Below are 16,383 nucleotides of genomic sequence, written 5' to 3' on the forward strand. Positions count from 1 at the left end.
CCCCGCTACCGTACTGGTAACACGCGCGTCGCCGGCCCGGCCCGGAGCATCCGTCGGGTTGGCACGCGCCGGGCATGGGATGGGTCGGTGAGCCATGGCCGGGTCACAGTCCGACGGACGGCTGTCGGAGGTCAAGTTCCTGACCGTTGCGGAGGTGGCGACGGTCATGCGGGTGTCAAAGATGACGGTCTATCGCCTGGTGCACAGCGGTGAGCTCACCGCAGTGCGGGTCGGCCGGTCGTTCCGGGTGCCTGAGCACGCGGTGCACGAATATCTCCGGGGTGCTTTCCAGGAGACCGCCTGAGCTTCCGCGCCGCCCCCCGGTCGCCGAAAGGCGGCCCCGATGGGGGCGCGTTGGTCCGGCTGACGCCCTCCGGCTACCCTGGAGCCCGACCGAGACCCCACCGGTGCGCCCTGCCGCCCAGACTGGTCCGGTCCGTTGTCCGCAAGCGGTCGCCGTCGCCACCTGCGTGGTGTCATCCGGTCCGCCCCGCACGTTGTATCGAAAGGCAGTCGTATGGGCTCGGTGGTCAAGAAGCGCCGTAAGCGCATGGCTAAGAAGAAGCACCGCAAGCTGCTGCGCAAGACCCGCGTCCAGCGTCGCCGTCTCGGCAAGTGATCGCCGCCGGGCTCATTGCCCGGCGTTCGGCGTCACTTGCCTAACTGTCGACCTCCGGAGGCTCAGGTGATCAGGCCGTGGTCGTCGTCCCGGCTCGGTCCCTCCTGCCGGGGTAGGTGCGTCAGATGACCCCCGGTGGCACCCCAGGTGCTCCGGGGGTCGTCGTCGTCACCGGGGTGGGCCGCTACCTGGGTGCCCACGTGGCGGCCCGACTGGCCGCCGACCCGCGCATCGAACGGGTCATCGGGGTGGACGCACCGGATTCCGGTGCCGAGTTCACCGACCTACTGGACCGGGTCGAGCGGATCCGCGTCGACGCCGGTTCGCTCGGTGGCCTCCTCGCCGACCTGGACGTCGACGCGGTGGTGCACCTCGCGCTGGTCACCTCGCCCGACCCCCAGCATGGTGGCCGGTCCGCGATGAAGGACCAGAACGTCATCGGCACCATGCAGATGCTCGCCGCCTGCCAGCGGGCACCCCGGCTGCGCAAGCTCGTGGTCCGTTCGTCGACCGCCGCGTACGGGGTGTCGTTCCGGGATCCGGCGGTCTTCACCGAGGAGACCGAGCCCCGCGAGGTGCCGCGCGGCGGTTTCGGCCGCGACATCCTCGACCTTGAGGGGTACGTCCGCGGCTTCCGGCGCCGCCGATCCGACGTGACTGCCACGGTGCTGCGCTTCGCTCCGTTCATCGGCTCGACCGCCGACACGACGTTGACCCGCTATTTCTCACAGCCGTTCGTGCCGACCGTCTTCGGCCGCGATCCTCGTCTGCAGTTCCTGCACTTCGACGACGCGTTGGAGGTGCTGCACCGGTCGATCGTGGAGAACCATCCCGGCACATACAACGTCGCCGGCCCCGGAGTGCTGTCGCTGTCCCAGGCGATCCGACGCGCTGGTCGGGTGGCCGTGCCGGTGCTGGAGCCGAGCCTCTCCGGTGCCGCCGCGCTGGCTCGCACCATGGGTTTCGGCCGCTACGGCCTGGACCAGGTCGATCTCTTCGTGCACGGCCGGGTGGTCGACACCAGCCGGCTCGAGCAGGAGTACGGCTTCACGCCCCGGTCGACCGCCGAGGCGTTCGAGGACTTCATCCGAGCCCATCACGGTGGGAGGGTGATCACCCGGGATCAGCTGGCCGCTGCCGAGCAACTCGTCCTGGACGGCATCCGGCAGGTCCGCTCGGCAGCGCGGGAGCGGTCATCATGAGCGCGAGGAGTGAGCCGGTTTTGCGAGCCCCGCAGTCGCGAACCAAGGTAGCGCCGTGAGCGCGAGGAGTGAGCCGGTTTTGCGAGCCCCGCAGTCGCGAACCAAGGTGGCGCCGTGAGCGGGTCGGAGGAAGGGCGGGACCCGCAGTCGGTCGGGCGGTTCGACGTACCGCAGCAGTCGCCCGCGCCGGACGCGGAGCCGGCGCGGCGCAACGGACATCGACCGGCCGCGCAGGTCGCGCCGACCCCGACCCCGACCCCGATGCCACCTCCGACGTCTGGCGACGCCGGGGTGTCCGGTGGCACCGAGCCGGCGGTGTCGGACCGGCCGGGGGACCACTGGGACCGCAAGGTCGCGAACGGGCTGGCGTTCCTGCGTCGGCGGCTCTCCGGTGACTACGAGGTCGACGAGTTCGGCTTCGACTCGGAGTTGACCGACGCGGTCTTCCACCCCCTGCTGCGGCTGCTCTACCGGGACTGGTTCCGCACCGAGGTCAGCGGGGTGGAGCACGTGCCCCTCGACGGGCCCGCCCTGGTGGTCGGCAACCACTCCGGGACGGTGGCTCTGGACGCGCTGATCCTCTCGGCGGCGCTGCACGACAAGCACCCCGCGCACCGCTACCTGCGGCTGCTCGGCGCCGACCTGGTCTTCCGGATGCCGGTCGTCTCCGAGTTGGCCCGCAAGACCGGCGGCACGGTGGCGTGCAACCCGGACGCCGAGCGGCTGCTCGGCGGCGGCGATCTGGTCGGTGTGTTCCCCGAGGGCTTCAAGGGCGTCGGCAAGCTCTACGCCGACCGGTACAAGCTGCAACGCTTCGGGCGGGGCGGGTTCGTCTCGGCGGCGCTGCGCACCGGCACGCCGATCGTGCCGGTCGCCATCGTCGGCGGCGAGGAGATCTACCCGATGCTCGCCGACATCAAGCCTCTGGCGCGGCTGCTCAAGCTGCCCTACTTCCCGGTCACGCCGACGTTCCCGCTGCTCGGCCCACTGGGCATGGTGCCGCTGCCCAGCAAGTGGCTGATCGAGTTCTGCCCGCCGATCCCCACCGCCCACCTGACCGACTCGGCGGACGACCCGCTTGTCGTCTTCAACCTCGCCGACCAGGTGCGGGAGACCATCCAGCAGACCCTGCACACGCTGCTGGAGCGACGGCCCGACCCGTTCGGTCCGTAGCTCAGCCGGCGCGGCGGCGGCGCTGTAGGGCCAGGCCGGCGGTGACCGCGCCGGCGACCAGCCCAGCCGCCGCCGTCGACGGTACGGCGATCTTGACCGCCCGCCGGCCGGTGCGGAAGTCCCGCACCTCCCAGCCGTGCTGGCGGGCCTGCCGCAGCAGAGTGCCGTCCGGGTTGACGGCCACCGCCCGGCCCACCGCGCGCAGCAGTGGCAGGTCGTTCGCCGAGTCGCTGTAGGCCGCGCAGCGGGCCAGTTCGAGCCCTTCCACGGCGGCGAGTTGGGTGACCGCCTCGGCCTTGGCCGGCCCGTGCATCAGGTCACCCACCAACCGCCCGGTGTACGCCCCGTCCAGCACCTCGGCCACCGTGCCGATGGCACCGGTCAGGCCGAGCCGGGCGGCGATCACCCGCCCGATCTCGACGGGTGCGGCGCTGACCAACCAGACCCGCTGGCCGACGTCCAGGTGACGCTGAGCGAGTTGGTGGGTGCCGGCCCAGATCCGGGGGGCCATCAGCTCGTCGAAGATCTCCTCGGCGAGGCGCGCGACCTCGTCGACCCGCCAGCCCTCGACGAAGGCCAGCGCCGCCTCCTTGGCCAGGGACATGTCACCGGCGTGCTCCCGGGCCAGCAACCGGAAGCGGAGCTGCTGCCAGGCGAATCGGGCCAGGTCGGCGGTGGTGACGTAGTTGCGGGAGGCGAGCCCACGGGCGAACCAGTAGATCGACGCGCCCTGCATCATCGTGTTGTCCACGTCGAAGAACGCCGCAGCGGTCGAGTCGGGTGCGGTGACCGGGGCCAGGTCAGTCTCGGCCCAGCCGGCGGTGTGCCCCTCGGCGTCGGTGCTGACCGTCACCTTACGGCTACGCGCCACGCGATTCCCTTCCTCACCGGTACGACGGATGCTCCTTCGCGAGGGTAGCCGCCGTAAACGGTCGACCGGCCGGGCACACAGCGAACTGTGGCGCGGCCGGTCGGACGTGCGGTATAGGGGTGCTGGTCAGCGAGCCCCTGGGCAGGCGCCCGGGTCCGGGCCGAGGGCGTCGCTGGCGGTCGGTGCCGGCAGGCCGCAGGCGATCGCTGCGCGCAGGTCGTCGGAGCGTTCCCGGATGCTGTCCAACAGCAGCAGCGAGCGCTGGGTCCGTTCCCGGTCGACCCGGGTGCTTCCGTCGAGCAGGCCCCGCACCAGCCGGCGCTGGCTCGTCACGAAGGTGTTGAGCGTGTCCAGGCTGCCCGGCTCGGCGCGTTGCACGGCGGCGGAGGTCAGCAGGCGCACACCCTGCCGGGTGTCGGCGTCCATGTCGTCGAGGACCGCGCTGTAGCCGATCCGGTCGCCGCGCAGCTTGGCGGCTTCGCCGAGCCTGGTCCGGGCGAAGTCCAGGAAGAGTTGGCCGCGGCTGATGTCCGAGCTGGCCAGGGCGAGTTGTGCCCGTTCGGTCGAGCGCTTCATGCCGTACAGCGCGTCACCGGGCACCGCGTTCTCGCTGGCGGCGGAGATCCCGGAGACGGCGATGGCACCGGCGGCGATGCCGACCAGGATCGCACCTCGGGCTCGGGCTCGCCGGGCGGTGACCGCCGGCAGTAGTCGCCCGCGGGTGGTCGTGGCGGCGGGTTTGCTGACCGCCGCCGGTGTGGTGCCCAGCCCTTCCCGCTCAGCGGTTGCGAGCAGCATCGCCCGCAGGCCGGTGCGGAAGTCCGGGTCCACCTCGACAGCCGGGGGGTCGACGCTGAGTCGCTGACCCACTGCGACGAGCGGCGCGAGCTGACCGTCCACACGGGATCGGACGTGGTGTCGCCGAGCGCCGTTCGCCTCGTCGAGAAGCTGCGCGAAACGCTCCGCGCGCCGGCGGGAGAAGAGGGTGTTGTCCACCGCAGGCACCTCCTCTCGCTGGTCACGGCCGGTCGGCCGCCGTCGTTGCCAGCGACCGGGCGGCAGTGTGACACCACGGAGGTGAGGTGTCGCCGGCGTGCCGGTCGGACCTCGGTGACCCGGGCTGCCGGGACCTCCACCAGTCGCACCCGGAGAAACGCGGCGGACCGGGCACGGGTTACGGGCCTGGCGGAGCCGAAATTACAGAAAGTGATCGCCATCACCGGGCGGGACCGACTCTGAGCTGCGCGAACGTTGATCGACGTCCATCGGTCCCGCCGTAACAAACTACGGCTGGAAGCCGTCGGGCAGGAGCCGGGCCAAGGCGCGAACGGCGCGGTACTGGAGGGCCTTGATGGCCCCCTCGTTCTTGCCCATCGACCGGGCCGTCTCGGCGACCGAGAAGCCCTGGAGGAAGCGGAGCACGATGCACTCCTGCTGCTCCGGGTTGAGCTGCTTCACAGCGGTGAGCAGCGCGACGTTGGTGATGTGCTCCACCACCGCCGCCTCCGGGCTGCCCTCCGGGCCCCGGTCCTCCCGGTCGGCGTCGAGCACGTCGCCGGTGGTGACCTCCAGCCGGTACCGGCCCGACTTGAAGTGGTCGGCGACCAGGTTGCGGGCGATCGTCACCAACCAGGCGCCGAGGTCGCGGCCCTGCCAGGTGAAGCTGCCGATCCGCTTGAGCGCGCGCAGGAAGGTGTCCGAGGTGAGATCTTCGGCGAGTTGCCGGTTGCCGACCCGGAAGTAGACGAACCGGAACACGGTGTCCACGTACCGGTCGTAGATCAGACCGAACGCTGCGGACTCACCGGCCTGGGCCCGCTCGATAAGCGTCCAGACCTCGGTCGCCGGGTCGGACGGGTCCGGGCGGCTCGGGAAACCGGTCGGGGTGGTGACGGTGCTGGCCGGCACTGCCGGGATCACCGCTGTCTCACCCGCCGCCGGGTCGGTGGTGACCGCCGGTGTGTCGCTTATCCGACGACCCTGCACGGGCATTCGGGGCGGTACGGCGACTCGTCCGCCGCCCGGCTTCGAGTTCCCGCCGGGTGTCGCGGGCCGCTGCGGCGGCTCGTTGTGGTGTGGCCGGCTGCGGGTCCGCTGCGCCGCGCCGTCGCCGCCGTGCTGCTCGTCCATGGGGGCACGGGCTGCTGGCCGCTCGTTGACGTGGGAGCGAGCCGGCTGACCGGTCAGGCCGATCGGGCGTTCCGTGTAACCGAAGGTGGTCACCGAGCTTCCCCCGTCCCGTCGGTCGCCGGGCGGGCCGGTCTAGGTCTCGTGGGGGCGGGCCGACCGGGCAACCGGTCGGGCAGGACGGTCGCGGGGGTTGCCGACGCGCGGCAATTCCCCTGGAGGTGCTGGTCCAATGCGCTCACAGGCACGGGGGCCTCCTCGGGCTGAGGGGTGTCGACTCACGGCAAATGGGGTGACCCGACCCGAGTGATGATAGGGCCAACGTCACCCGCGCGTGGCAAGTCCGTTACACAAGGCGGAAGTATTTCCCGCTCCGTCGCACCGGCGGCGGACCGGTTGTCCGTCGTGTGCGATTGACTTTCCGCCGACCCGGTGTTCCAGGATGGATGCCCAGGTCGGGGGCGTGTCGACCGTTCGGCTGACCCGCCGCGCCGGGTGGTCGGGCGGGGGCGGCCGAATCGCCCGTGGAGGGCGTCGCCCGTCCCATCGGCAGGACCTGATCGGATCGCCGATGGCACAGGAGACAGTCTCGTACATGGGACTGCCGCGCTGCGGTCCTCCGGGCGTTGCCCCGACCGTCGGGCATGGCCCGTCCTCGTCCGCTGTGCCAGACTCGATCACCGTGCAGGACTTCTCGGCAAACCCCGCGCCGAACCTCGCCGACCGGGTCCGCCGGGCGGCTGTCGACCGCGCCGACCGGCCCGCGCTGCACTGGCGCGAGCACACCCTCAGCTGGTCGGAACTGGATGCCGCGGTGGACGCCGCCGCGCGCGGCCTGACCGCCGCCGCGCCACCCACCGACCCCGGCGGTACGCCGCCCCGCGTCGCGATCGCACTGCCCAACACGCCGGACTTCGTGATCGCCTGGCTCGGCACCCTCCGCGCTGGGCTGGTCGCCGTGCCGGTCAACCCCGGCTTCACCGCCCCGGAGCTACGGCACGTGCTGGCCGATTCCGGCGCGTCGGTGCTCATCGCCACCGATCAGGTCCGTGACCTGGTCGCCGACGTGACCGCCGAGCTGCCCGCGCTCACCGCCGTGCACGCCACGCCACCGACCGCCGAGGCGCCCGGCCCGGCATCCCGCCCGCGACGAGGTGGCACCGACCTGGCTGTACTGCTCTACACCTCCGGCACCGAGGGGCGGCCCAAGGGTGCGATGCTCTCGCACCAGGCGCTGCTCGCCAACCACGACCAGGTCGCCGGGATCGAGCCACCGGTGGTCGGAGCGGCAGACACTGTTCTGCTCGCGTTGCCGCTGTTCCACGCGTACGGGCTCAACTCTGGGCTGGGTGCGGTCGTGCAGCACGGCGCGACCGGCGTGCTGCTCGGCGAGCTGGGCCCGACGGCAGGGCTGGACGAGATCGCGCGGCACCGGGTCAGCGTGCTGGTCGGCGTACCGTCGATGTTCCTGACCTGGGCCGGTGCGGCCGAGGCCCGCGCGGCGACCGCGTCGGTGCGGGTGGCGGTCTGCGGCGCGGCGCCGCTCGAACCGGCGGTCGCGGCGCGCTTCACGGAGGTCACCGGCCATCAGGTGCACATCGGGTACGGCCTCACCGAGACCGCGCCGGTGCTCACCTCCACTCTGGTCGGCGGCGTGGCCAAGCCGGGTTCGATCGGCCGGCCGCTGCCTGGCGTAGGGCTGCGCCTGGTCGGCGCCGACGGGGTGGACCTGTGGCGCGACGGGCTGGCCGTCCCCGACGAGGACCCGGATGAGCTGGACATCTCCGACGTGGCACCGGGCACCGACCCGGGGCAGATCGTGGTGCGCGGTCCCAACCTCTTCGCCGGTTACTGGCCCGACGGTCGAGGCGGCCCGGATGCCGACGGCTGGTGGGGCACCGGTGACATCGCGTACGCCGACGAGGACGGGGATCTCTTCCTGGTCGACCGGCTCGGAGAGTTGATCCTGGTCAACGGGTTCAACGTCTATCCGCACGAGGTCGAGCTGGTGCTCACCGGGCACCCCGGGGTGGCCGAGTCGGCGGTACTGGGTGTGCCGCACCCGCGGACCGGCGAGACTGTGCGGGCGTATGTGGTGCCGGCGCAGGGTCGACCGGTGACCAGCGAGGAGTTGCTCGCCCACTGCGCACGGAACCTGGCCCGGTTCAAGTGCCCGACCGCCGTCGAGTTCGTCGACGCCCTGCCGCACTCGGCGATCGGCAAGGTACGCAAGACTCAGCTCCGGTCGGCAACGCCGACCGACCCGCCGGCGATCGCCGACACCCGCACGGAGGTAACCGATGGCCAGTGACGCCCGACTCGCCCTGATCACCCGACCCGGCTGCCACCTGTGCGACGACGCCAAGGCCGCGCTCGACCGGGTGGTGGCGGTCACCGGCGACAAGTGGGTCGAGTGGGACGTCACCGGCGACGAGGGGTTGGAGCGGGAGTACGGGGACCGGCTGCCGGTGGTGATGCTCGACGGCAAGGAGCACGGCTACTGGCGGGTCGAGGAGGACCGGCTGCTGCGGGACCTGACCACGCCGCAGCTCTGAGCGGTGCCTAAGGTGCTCTGATGACCCCTGCACCCCCGCACCTCGTCTGGGACTGGAACGGCACCCTGCTCAACGACCTCAGCCTGGTGGTGTCCGCCACCAACGTGGCGTTCGCGAGTCTGGGCGGGCCGACGGTCACCCCCGAGGAGCACCGGGTGCGGTTCCGCAGGCCGATCGCCGAGTACTACGCCGAGGTGCTCGGGCAGGCCGTGGACGACGACGAGTTCGGCCGACTGGACCGGATCTTCCACGACGCGTACCGCACCGGGTTGACCACCTGTGAGCTGGCCGCCGACGCCCGTGCCGCGATGGCGGCCTGGCCGGGCAGCCAGAGCCTGCTCTCCATGTGGTTCCACGAGGAGCTGGTCCCGACCGTGCACACGTACGGGTTAAGCGGTCATTTCACCCGCGTCGACGGGCTGCGGGCCACGGTCGGCGGCGACCGCAAGGCCGAATCGCTCAAGCTGCACCTGGCCGAGCTGGGCGTGGACGGCGCCTCGGTGGTGCTGATCGGCGACTCCATCGACGACGCGGACGCGGCGCTCGCGGTGGGTGGCCGTGCCGTGCTCTACACCGGCGGGTTCACCGATCCGGCGCGGCTGCGCGCCTCCGGTCACCCGGTGGCCGACACCCTCACCGACGCGGTGGCCCTGGCCGGGGAAATCAGTTTCGTAGATAGGTGAGGACGGCCAGCACCCGCCGGTGCTGCTCGGTGTCCGGTGGAAGGGTGAGCTTGGTGAAGATGTTGCGCACGTGCTTCTCCACCGCGCCGTCGCTGACCACCAGGGCTCGGGCGATGGCGGTGTTCGAGCGCCCCTCGGCCATCAGGGCGAGCACCTCGCGCTCGCGGGGGGTCAGCTCCCGCAGCGGGTCGTCGCGGCGGCGGCGAGCGAAGAGCTGACCGACCACCTCCGGGTCGAGCACCGTGCCACCGCTGGCCACCCTGCGCAGCGCGTCCAGGAACTCGTCGATCGCGGCGACCCGGTCCTTGAGCAGGTAGCCGATCCCGCCGCCGGCGCCGCCGGTGGTGGCGAGCAGATCATCGGCGTACGAGACCTCGACGTACTGGGAGAGCACCAGGATCGGGGTACGCGGCACCAGCCGGCGTGCCTCCACCGCAGCCCGCAGCCCCTCGTCGGTGTGCGTGGGCGGCATCCGGACGTCGACGATCGACACGTCGGGCCGGTGCTCGACCACCGCCTCGACCAGGGCGTCACCGTCCCCGACGGCGGCCACCACCTGGTGCCCGCTCTCGGTCAGTAGCCGGACCAGCCCCTCCCGGAGCAGGACGGCGTCGTCGGCGATCACGATGCGCATGGCTGTGTTGTCTACCACGTCCGGCCCGTCGTGCGGGCTCTGCGCGGTGCCGGATCGGTCACAGCATTTCCCTTATTCGCGACTGCGGGGCTCGCGGACCCGGCCCACTCCTCGCGCTCACAGGGGCAGCTCCGCGCGGATCTCGGTGGGGCCGCCGGTCGGGCTGACCACCATCAGTTCGCCGCCGGCGGCCCGGACCCGGTCGGCGATGCCGGCCAGCCCGTGCCCCTTGGCCAGGTGCGCGCCACCCTGCCCGTCGTCGCCCACCCGCACCTGCAGGTGGGTGTCGTGGCGGGCCACGGCCACCGTGGCCTCGGTGGCCCGGCTGTGCTTGGCGACGTTTGTCAGCGCCTCGGACACCACGAAGTACGCGGTGTTCTCCACCGCCGGGTCGAGCCGCCCGGCCGGGGTGCCGAGCTGCGGGTCGACCTGAAGCTCGATCGGGATCAGCCCACGGCCGGCGATCGCGGCCAGGGCGCTGGGCAGGCCCCGGTCGACCAGGATCGGCGGCGCGATGCCCCGGGACAGCGCCCGCAGCTCGGCCAGCGTGTCCCGGGTCTGGGCGACCGCCTCGTCGATGGTGCGGCCGGCCGCCTCCGGGTCCGAGGCGAGCTGCATCCGGGCCCGACTGAGGTCCATCGCCAGGCGGACCAGGCGCTGCTGGGGGCCGTCGTGGATGTCGCGTTCCAACCGGCGCAGCGCGGAGGCCTCGGCGGACACGGCGGCCCTCTTCTGCTCCTCCAGCACGGTGATCCGGTCGCGCATCTCGGCCACGCCGGTCAACATGGCCTTGGCGAAGCTGGCCTGGAGCAGCGCACAACCCCGCACCACGATCGGCAGGGTGATCAGGAAGAACACCCCGAGCGCGGTGTACAGGCCGATTCGGGCGGTGGTCGAGTCACCCAGGCCGAGCAGTTGCGCCAGGTCCTGGTCGCCCTCGCCGTCGGCTCGGGGCAGGGCCCAGTCGTAGGCCCAGTAGAGCGAGCCGGTGATCGCGGCGGCCCACCACGCCACGGCCACCACGAAGGTGCCCACCGCCGCGATCAGCCGCAGGATGCCGTGCGCCAGGTCGAGCCAGGACTGGGCGTCCCGCATCGGCACGAAGATCCGCCGCCAGGCGTTCGCGCCGGCCTCGGGCAGCCGGTAGTGCGGCCGGATCCGGGGCTGCCGGAGCACCGCGGGCAGCCGCAGCCGCTCGATGTCGGCCAGCCCACGGGCGGCGTACAGGGTGCCGCTGAGGATCGGCAGGCCGATCACCGTGACCACCAGACCGATACCGACCGCGAGGCCGACGATGAGGACGATGAAGCTCGCCACCGCCAGGGGCAGGCCGAGCAATAGGTACCCGGAGTCGACGAAGAGCTGGCGAGGGATGCTCGGTGCCAGCGTCGGTCGGTCGCTGGTGGCGGCAACGGCGGTCATGCCCAAAGGCTAGGCAGCTGGGCTCGGTGTCCCCATCCCGAAGTCCCGCCTCTCCCTCGTAGTGCTGTCCCTACCACCACCGGCACGACCCCGAGCCAGGCCCGGCGCGGGATTGGTCAGAGAAGTCGGGATTGAGCAATAATCGCCCGGGCGGTGAGCCGACCGAGCCGTTAAATCGATCTTGTGGAATGGAGGTGCTGGTGAGGTCGCGTCACGCAGCGGCAAGATCGCGATTTGTGCACGTCTTCACAAGCGCCTACGCTGTGACTCCGACGCGCCCTGCTAGCACAGCCGGCAACCTCGGTCGCCAGCGGGAGTCCACTAACGGCCGACCAGCAGAGTTGGCCGAGGATCGCACCGCACGGAGTCTCATGAGTCAGCACCGTCACCCAGGCGCGCCCGGCCGCGCCGGTGCCGTACCAGCGCTCCCGGATCTGCCCGAGGCGACCGTCGCTCGGCTCCCGGAATATCTGCGCGCGCTGCACAACCTCGCCGACACCGGGCATGAGACGGTCTCCAGCGAGGGTCTCTCGGCCGCCGCCGGGGTCAACTCCGCCAAGCTTCGTAAGGATCTCTCCCACCTCGGCTCGTACGGCACCCGGGGCGTCGGCTACGACGTCGCGCTCCTGATCGAGCAGATCGAGTATGTGCTCGGGCTCACCCAACGTCGGGCGGTCGCCCTGGTTGGCGTGGGTAATCTCGGTCACGCTCTGGCCGGCTACGACGGCTTCGCGAGCCGGGGCTTCCGGATCGCCGCACTGCTCGACGCCGATCCCTCCCGGGTCGGCGAGGAGATCAACGGCCTGGTAGTCCGGCATGTCGACGACCTGCCGACGGTCGCGGCGGAAGAATCCCTCGCGATCGGCGTGATCGCCACCCCGGCTGCCGCAGCCCAGCAGGTCGCCGACCAACTGGTCGCCGTCGGCGTGACGAGCATCCTCAACTTCGCGCCGTGCGTACTCTCGGTTCCGGAGGGGGTCGACGTGCGCAAGGTCGACCTCGCCATCGAGCTGCAGATTCTGTCCTTCCACGAGCACCGCAAGGCGTCGCTGACCGCGCTGCCCGCCACCGGCGGGTCCGCTCTCACCGCCCTGCCGGGCGGGTTCGCGGCCACCGACACCCAGGAGGCGATCGGCACGTGAAACTGCTCGTCGTCGGCGCGTCCTACCGGACCGCCCCGGTCGCCACGCTGGAGCAGCTGGCCGTGCCCCCCGCCGACCTGACCCGCACACTCGACCGCCTGGTCGCCCAGCCGTACGTGGCCGAGGCGGTGATCGTCTCTACCTGCAACCGGGTGGAGGTCTACGCCGCCGTGTCCGGTTTCCACGGTGGGCTCGGCGACGTGTGCGCCGTGCTGGCCGAGCAGGCCGGCAGCACACCCACGACGCTCGCCAGTCACCTGTACGTGCACTACGACACCGCCGCCGTGGACCACGTCTTCCGAGTCGCCACCGGTCTGGACTCGATGGTGGTCGGCGAGGCGCAGATCCTCGGCCAGCTGCGTGACGCGTACCACTGGGCCACCGGCGCCGACTCGGCTGGTCGGCTGTTGCACGAGCTGATGCAGCAGGCGTTGCGGGTCGGCAAGCGGGCCCACGCCGAGACCGGCATCGACCGGGCTGGCCAGAGCGTCGTCACCGCCGCGCTGGAGCTGGCGGCCGGGCACCTCGATGGCGACCTCGTCGGCCACCCGGCCCTGGTGGTCGGCGCCGGCGCGATGGGCTCGCTCGGGGTGGCCACGCTGTCCCGACTGGGTGCCGGGCCGCTCACCGTCAGCAACCGGGGCGCCGACCGGGCAGTCCGGCTCGCCGAGTCGTACGGGGCGAGCGCCGCGCCGATGGCCGAGCTAGCCGCCACCCTCTCCACAGTGGACATCGTAGTGGCCGCCACCGCGTCCACTGAACCGGTCCTCACCCGGGCGGTGGTCAGCGGGGCGCTGGCCGATCGCGACCCGGCCCGGGGTCCGCTGGTCCTGCTCGACCTGGCCGTCCCGCGTGACGTCGAGGCGGGGGTCGCCGAGCTTCCCGGCGTCGAGGTGATCGACATCGACCGGATGGCGGCGCTGCTCGCCGACGGTCCGGCGGCTGCCGACGCCGCCGCCGTCGAACGCATCGTGCTCGGCGAGGTGGAGAGCTTCCTCACCTGGTTGCGCGGTGCCGACGTGGCACCCACCGTGGCCGCGCTGCGCGGCCGGGCCGACGACGTGGTCACCGCCGAGCTGCGCCGGCTGGCCCAGCGTCGCCCCGACCTCGGCGACGACCTGCGGGCCGAGGTGGCCCGCACGGTGCACCGGGTCGTGCAGCGGCTGCTGCACCAGCCCACCGTCAAGGTCCGCCAGTTGGCCGCGGAGCCCGGTGGCGACCAGTACGCGGCACTGCTGCGTGAGCTGTTCGACCTTGAGGTGCCGCAGACCTCGCCGGTCGACACCGTCCCGGACGTGCTGATCCCCGACCTCGGCCTGGCGCTGCCCGGCACCAACCCGGTGTCCGGAGCCGACGCCACCGAGCCGACCCCACCAACCGGAGGTGCGCGATGACCGCCCCCCTGCGCCTCGGCACCCGGGGTAGCACGCTGGCGATGGCCCAGTCCGGCCAGATCGCCGAGGCGTTCACGGCCGCCACCGGCCGCCCGGTCGAGCTGGTCGAGGTGGTCACCGCAGGCGACCGCTCCAGCGCGCCGGTACACCGGCTCGGCGTCGGGGTGTTCGTCTCCGCGCTGCGCGACGCGCTGACCGCCGGGACGATCGACTTCGCGGTGCACTCCTACAAGGATCTGCCCACGGCTGTCGCCAATGGGCTGCACATCGCCGCGGTGCCGGCCCGGCTGGACCCGCGCGACGCGTTGGTCGCCCGCGGCGGCCGGACGCTCGCCGAGTTGCCGCCCGGGGCCACCGTCGGCACCGGCGCGCTGCGCCGGATCGCCCAACTGCACGCCCTCGGCCTGCAGTTGGACGTCACCCCGATTCGCGGCAACATCGACACCCGCCTCGCGCGGGTGCTCGGCCCCGATGCCGACCTAGACGCCGTCGTTCTGGCCCGGGCCGGTTTGGCCCGAATCGGTCGGGCCGACGCGATCACCGAGACGCTGGACCCGATGCTCATGCTGCCCGCCCCCGCTCAGGGTGCGCTGGCCGTGGAGTGCCGGGTCGACGACCAGGATCTGGTCGAGCTGCTGGCAGTGCTCGACCACGCACCGTCGCGTGCCGCGGTCACCGCCGAACGCGCGTTTCTGGCAACCCTGGAGGCCGGGTGCAGCGCACCCGTCGCCGCCTACGCCGAACTCGCCGAAGGCGACGACGGCGATGAGATCTACCTGCGCGGGGCGGTGATCAGCCCGGACGGCACTCGTGACCTTCGGCTGTCCCGCACCGGAACGCCCGCCGACGCGGCGGAGATCGGTAAGGCACTCGCCGCCGAACTCCTCGACCTCGGCGCCGACTCGATCCTCGGCCACGAAGGACACACCGGCCCGGGGACCCAGCAATTTGGGAGCACAGAATGACCCGCACCCGTAAGCCCGTCGGCCGTATCGCGTTCGTCGGGGCTGGCCCCGGCGACCCCGGCCTGCTGACCCGTCGGGCCCACGACGCCCTGGTCGACGCCGACCAGGTGATCTACGACCGGGGAGTCCCGGAGTCGTTGCTCGCCGTCGTGCGCGCCGAGGCCTCCGACGATGCCGAGTTCACCCCGGCCGAGGGCGCGCCGGGGGACGTGGCGAAGGTGCTGATCTCCGCGGCCCGTTCCGGGCTGAACGCGGTGCACCTGGTCGCCGGCGACCCGTTCGGGCACGACTCGGTGGTCAAGGAGGTGCAGGCCGTGGCCCGCACCGCCGCCCACTTCGAGGTGGTGCCCGGCGTCGGCCAGGCCGAGGGTGTGGCCACCTACGCGGGCGTCCCGCTGCCGGGTGTGCGTACCGCCGCCGACGTCGAGGACGTCAGCGCACTGGACTTCGAGGCGCTGGCCACGGCCGTCGGCCGGGGCTCGCTCGCGCTCGCCGTGGACGCCGGTGACCTCGCCGCCGTCCGGGACGGGCTGCTCGCCGCCGGGGTCGACGGCACCACCGGTGTCGGGGTGACCGGCGACGGCACCGGCGAGACCCAGTACACGACCACGTCGACCGTGGACAGCTTCGTGGCCGCCGCGCTCGGCTTCACCGGCCGGGTGGTGCTCACCGTCGGTGTCGGGGTGGGGCAGCGCGACAAGCTGAGCTGGTGGGAGAACCGCCCGCTGTACGGCTGGAAGGTGCTCGTACCCCGTACCAAGGAGCAGGCCGGTGCGATGAGTGCCCGGCTGCGCGCGTACGGGGCGATCCCGTGCGAGGTGCCGACCATCGCGGTCGAGCCGCCGCGTACCCCGGCGCAGATGGAGCGGGCCGTCAAGGGCCTGGTCGACGGCCGGTACGCCTGGGTGATCTTCACGTCGGTGAACGCGGTCCGCGCGGTCTGGGAGAAGTTCGCCGAGCACGGCCTCGACGCCCGGCACTTCGGCGGCGTCAAGATCGCCTGCATCGGTGAGGCCACGGCGGACGCGGTCCGCGCGTTCGGCATCCAGCCGGAGCTGATCCCCGCCGGGGATCAGTCCTCCGAGGGGCTGCTGGCCGAGTTCTCTCCGCACGACGAGATCCTCGACCCGGTGGGCCGGGTGCTGCTGCCGCGCGCCGACATCGCCACCGAGACGCTCGCCGCCGGGCTCACCGAGCGTGGCTGGGAGGTCGACGACGTGACCGCGTACCGGACGGTGCGGGCCGCGCCGCCGCCCGCCGAGATCCGGGACGCGATCAAGTCGGGCGGGTTCGACGCGGTGCTCTTCACCTCGTCCTCCACCGTGCGCAACCTGGTCGGCATCGCCGGGAAGCCGCACGCCCGGACCGTTGTTGCCGTCATTGGGCCCAAGACGGCGGAGACCGCGACGGAGTTCGGCCTGCGGGTCGACGTCCAGCCGCCGCACGCCTCGGTGCCCGACCTGGTGGAGGCGCTCGCCGCCTACGCCGTTGAGCTGCGCGAGAAGCTGGCCGCCATGCCGGCCAAGCAGCGCCGTGGCTCGAAGGTGCAGGGGCCGACCGCTCTGCGCTTCCGGTAGTCGTTCGAGGAGGGCCCGC

The 16,383-nt window shown here is 72.2% G+C and carries 16 protein-coding genes; 11 read left to right on the plus strand and 5 right to left on the minus strand.

Annotation, left to right across the window (positions count from 1 at the left end; genetic code table 11):
* The first annotated feature begins 94 nt into the window (after nt 1-94).
* The 4 genes from IF46_RS0121565 (at nt 95) to IF46_RS0121580 (ending at nt 2,994) form a co-directional block, all read left to right on the plus strand.
* Nucleotides 95-304 (plus strand): helix-turn-helix domain-containing protein, encoded by a 210-nt coding sequence (locus tag IF46_RS0121565; protein ID WP_007465625.1) that lies wholly within the window; start codon nt 95-97, stop codon nt 302-304.
* A gap of 213 nt (nt 305-517) precedes the next feature.
* Nucleotides 518-619 carry a 30S ribosomal protein bS22 gene (locus IF46_RS33900; protein WP_007465623.1) on the plus strand — a complete coding sequence of 34 codons (102 nt, stop codon included), beginning with the start codon at nt 518-520 and terminating at the stop codon, nt 617-619.
* 125 nt (nt 620-744) lie between these two features.
* Nucleotides 745-1,821, plus strand: a complete 1,077-nt coding sequence (locus IF46_RS0121575) for an NAD-dependent epimerase/dehydratase family protein (RefSeq protein WP_030490167.1) — start codon at nt 745-747, stop codon at nt 1,819-1,821.
* A gap of 261 nt (nt 1,822-2,082) precedes the next feature.
* A complete protein-coding gene (locus IF46_RS0121580; RefSeq protein ID WP_157563301.1) occupies nt 2,083-2,994 on the plus strand; it encodes a lysophospholipid acyltransferase family protein in 912 nt (303 codons plus the stop codon).
* 1 nt (nt 2,995) lies between these two features.
* Here the strand turns inward: IF46_RS0121580 and IF46_RS0121585 are convergent, their stop codons facing one another.
* From IF46_RS0121585 to IF46_RS0121595, 3 genes are all read right to left on the minus strand, one after another.
* Nucleotides 2,996-3,865, minus strand: coding sequence for an HAD family hydrolase (locus tag IF46_RS0121585; protein ID WP_030490169.1), 870 nt, complete (start codon nt 3,863-3,865; stop codon nt 2,996-2,998).
* A gap of 126 nt (nt 3,866-3,991) precedes the next feature.
* Complete coding sequence (locus IF46_RS0121590; RefSeq protein ID WP_030490170.1) at nt 3,992-4,861, minus strand: DUF5667 domain-containing protein; 870 nt, start codon at nt 4,859-4,861, stop codon at nt 3,992-3,994.
* Nucleotides 4,862-5,149: 288 nt separating this feature from the next.
* Complete coding sequence (locus tag IF46_RS0121595; protein ID WP_030490171.1) at nt 5,150-6,088, minus strand: ECF subfamily RNA polymerase sigma factor, BldN family; 939 nt, start codon at nt 6,086-6,088, stop codon at nt 5,150-5,152.
* Nucleotides 6,089-6,563: 475 nt separating this feature from the next.
* Between IF46_RS0121595 and IF46_RS0121600 the strand changes: the two genes are divergently transcribed.
* Genes IF46_RS0121600 through IF46_RS0121610 form a run of 3 tightly spaced genes read left to right on the plus strand, consistent with a single transcriptional unit; the run spans nt 6,564 to nt 9,230 of the window.
* Nucleotides 6,564-8,303, plus strand: a complete 1,740-nt coding sequence (locus IF46_RS0121600) for an AMP-binding protein (RefSeq protein ID WP_232234108.1) — start codon at nt 6,564-6,566, stop codon at nt 8,301-8,303.
* Nucleotides 8,293-8,547: a glutaredoxin family protein gene (locus IF46_RS0121605; RefSeq protein WP_030490173.1), complete on the plus strand. Its 255-nt coding sequence runs from the start codon at nt 8,293-8,295 to the stop codon at nt 8,545-8,547. Before IF46_RS0121600 ends, IF46_RS0121605 begins: the two co-directional genes overlap by 11 nt.
* Before the next feature lie 20 nt (nt 8,548-8,567).
* On the plus strand, nt 8,568-9,230 hold the full coding sequence (locus IF46_RS0121610; RefSeq protein WP_030490174.1) for an HAD family hydrolase: 663 nt from the start codon (nt 8,568-8,570) through the stop codon (nt 9,228-9,230).
* Here the strand turns inward: IF46_RS0121610 and IF46_RS0121615 are convergent.
* A complete protein-coding gene (locus IF46_RS0121615) occupies nt 9,211-9,864 on the minus strand; it encodes a response regulator transcription factor (protein WP_030490175.1) in 654 nt (217 codons plus the stop codon). The genes IF46_RS0121610 and IF46_RS0121615 overlap by 20 nt on opposite strands.
* 117 nt (nt 9,865-9,981) lie before the next feature.
* Nucleotides 9,982-11,286, minus strand: a complete 1,305-nt coding sequence (locus IF46_RS0121620; protein ID WP_030490176.1) for a sensor histidine kinase — start codon at nt 11,284-11,286, stop codon at nt 9,982-9,984.
* Between the two features lie 371 nt (nt 11,287-11,657).
* On the opposite strand from IF46_RS0121620, the gene IF46_RS0121625 reads away from it, so the two are divergent.
* Genes IF46_RS0121625 through IF46_RS0121640 form a run of 4 tightly spaced genes read left to right on the plus strand, consistent with a single transcriptional unit; the run spans nt 11,658 to nt 16,364 of the window.
* Nucleotides 11,658-12,428, plus strand: a complete 771-nt coding sequence (locus tag IF46_RS0121625; RefSeq protein WP_030329747.1) for a redox-sensing transcriptional repressor Rex — start codon at nt 11,658-11,660, stop codon at nt 12,426-12,428.
* Nucleotides 12,425-13,822, plus strand: coding sequence for a glutamyl-tRNA reductase (locus IF46_RS0121630; protein WP_030490177.1), 1,398 nt, complete (start codon nt 12,425-12,427; stop codon nt 13,820-13,822). The genes IF46_RS0121625 and IF46_RS0121630 overlap by 4 nt, the downstream gene beginning before the upstream one ends.
* The gene (gene hemC / locus IF46_RS0121635) at nt 13,819-14,787 is read left to right on the plus strand and encodes a hydroxymethylbilane synthase (RefSeq protein ID WP_030490178.1); all 969 of its coding nucleotides are present in this window, start codon (nt 13,819-13,821) and stop codon (nt 14,785-14,787) included. Before IF46_RS0121630 ends, hemC begins: the two co-directional genes overlap by 4 nt.
* Entirely contained in the window at nt 14,784-16,364 is a 1,581-nt protein-coding gene (locus tag IF46_RS0121640) for a uroporphyrinogen-III synthase (protein ID WP_030490179.1), read from the plus strand. The genes hemC and IF46_RS0121640 overlap by 4 nt, the downstream gene beginning before the upstream one ends.
* Nucleotides 16,365-16,383: the final 19 nt, after the last annotated feature.

It is taken from the genome of Micromonospora chokoriensis (assembly GCF_000718555.1).
In the GTDB taxonomy this organism is placed as follows: domain Bacteria; phylum Actinomycetota; class Actinomycetes; order Mycobacteriales; family Micromonosporaceae; genus Micromonospora; species Micromonospora chokoriensis_B.

Coding starts and splice junctions, on each gene's coding strand:
- IF46_RS0121620 (WP_030490176.1), bottom strand. CDS start 11,286: ATGACCGCCGTTGCCGCCACCAGCGACCGACCGACGCTGGCACCGAGC.
- IF46_RS0121600 (WP_232234108.1), top strand. CDS start 6,564: ATGGCACAGGAGACAGTCTCGTACATGGGACTGCCGCGCTGCGGTCCT.
- IF46_RS0121625 (WP_030329747.1), top strand. CDS start 11,658: ATGAGTCAGCACCGTCACCCAGGCGCGCCCGGCCGCGCCGGTGCCGTA.
- IF46_RS0121605 (WP_030490173.1), top strand. CDS start 8,293: ATGGCCAGTGACGCCCGACTCGCCCTGATCACCCGACCCGGCTGCCAC.
- IF46_RS0121615 (WP_030490175.1), bottom strand. CDS start 9,864: ATGCGCATCGTGATCGCCGACGACGCCGTCCTGCTCCGGGAGGGGCTG.
- IF46_RS0121640 (WP_030490179.1), top strand. CDS start 14,784: ATGACCCGCACCCGTAAGCCCGTCGGCCGTATCGCGTTCGTCGGGGCT.
- IF46_RS0121610 (WP_030490174.1), top strand. CDS start 8,568: ATGACCCCTGCACCCCCGCACCTCGTCTGGGACTGGAACGGCACCCTG.
- IF46_RS0121565 (WP_007465625.1), top strand. CDS start 95: ATGGCCGGGTCACAGTCCGACGGACGGCTGTCGGAGGTCAAGTTCCTG.
- IF46_RS33900 (WP_007465623.1), top strand. CDS start 518: ATGGGCTCGGTGGTCAAGAAGCGCCGTAAGCGCATGGCTAAGAAGAAG.
- IF46_RS0121575 (WP_030490167.1), top strand. CDS start 745: ATGACCCCCGGTGGCACCCCAGGTGCTCCGGGGGTCGTCGTCGTCACC.
- IF46_RS0121580 (WP_157563301.1), top strand. CDS start 2,083: ATGCCACCTCCGACGTCTGGCGACGCCGGGGTGTCCGGTGGCACCGAG.
- hemC (WP_030490178.1), top strand. CDS start 13,819: ATGACCGCCCCCCTGCGCCTCGGCACCCGGGGTAGCACGCTGGCGATG.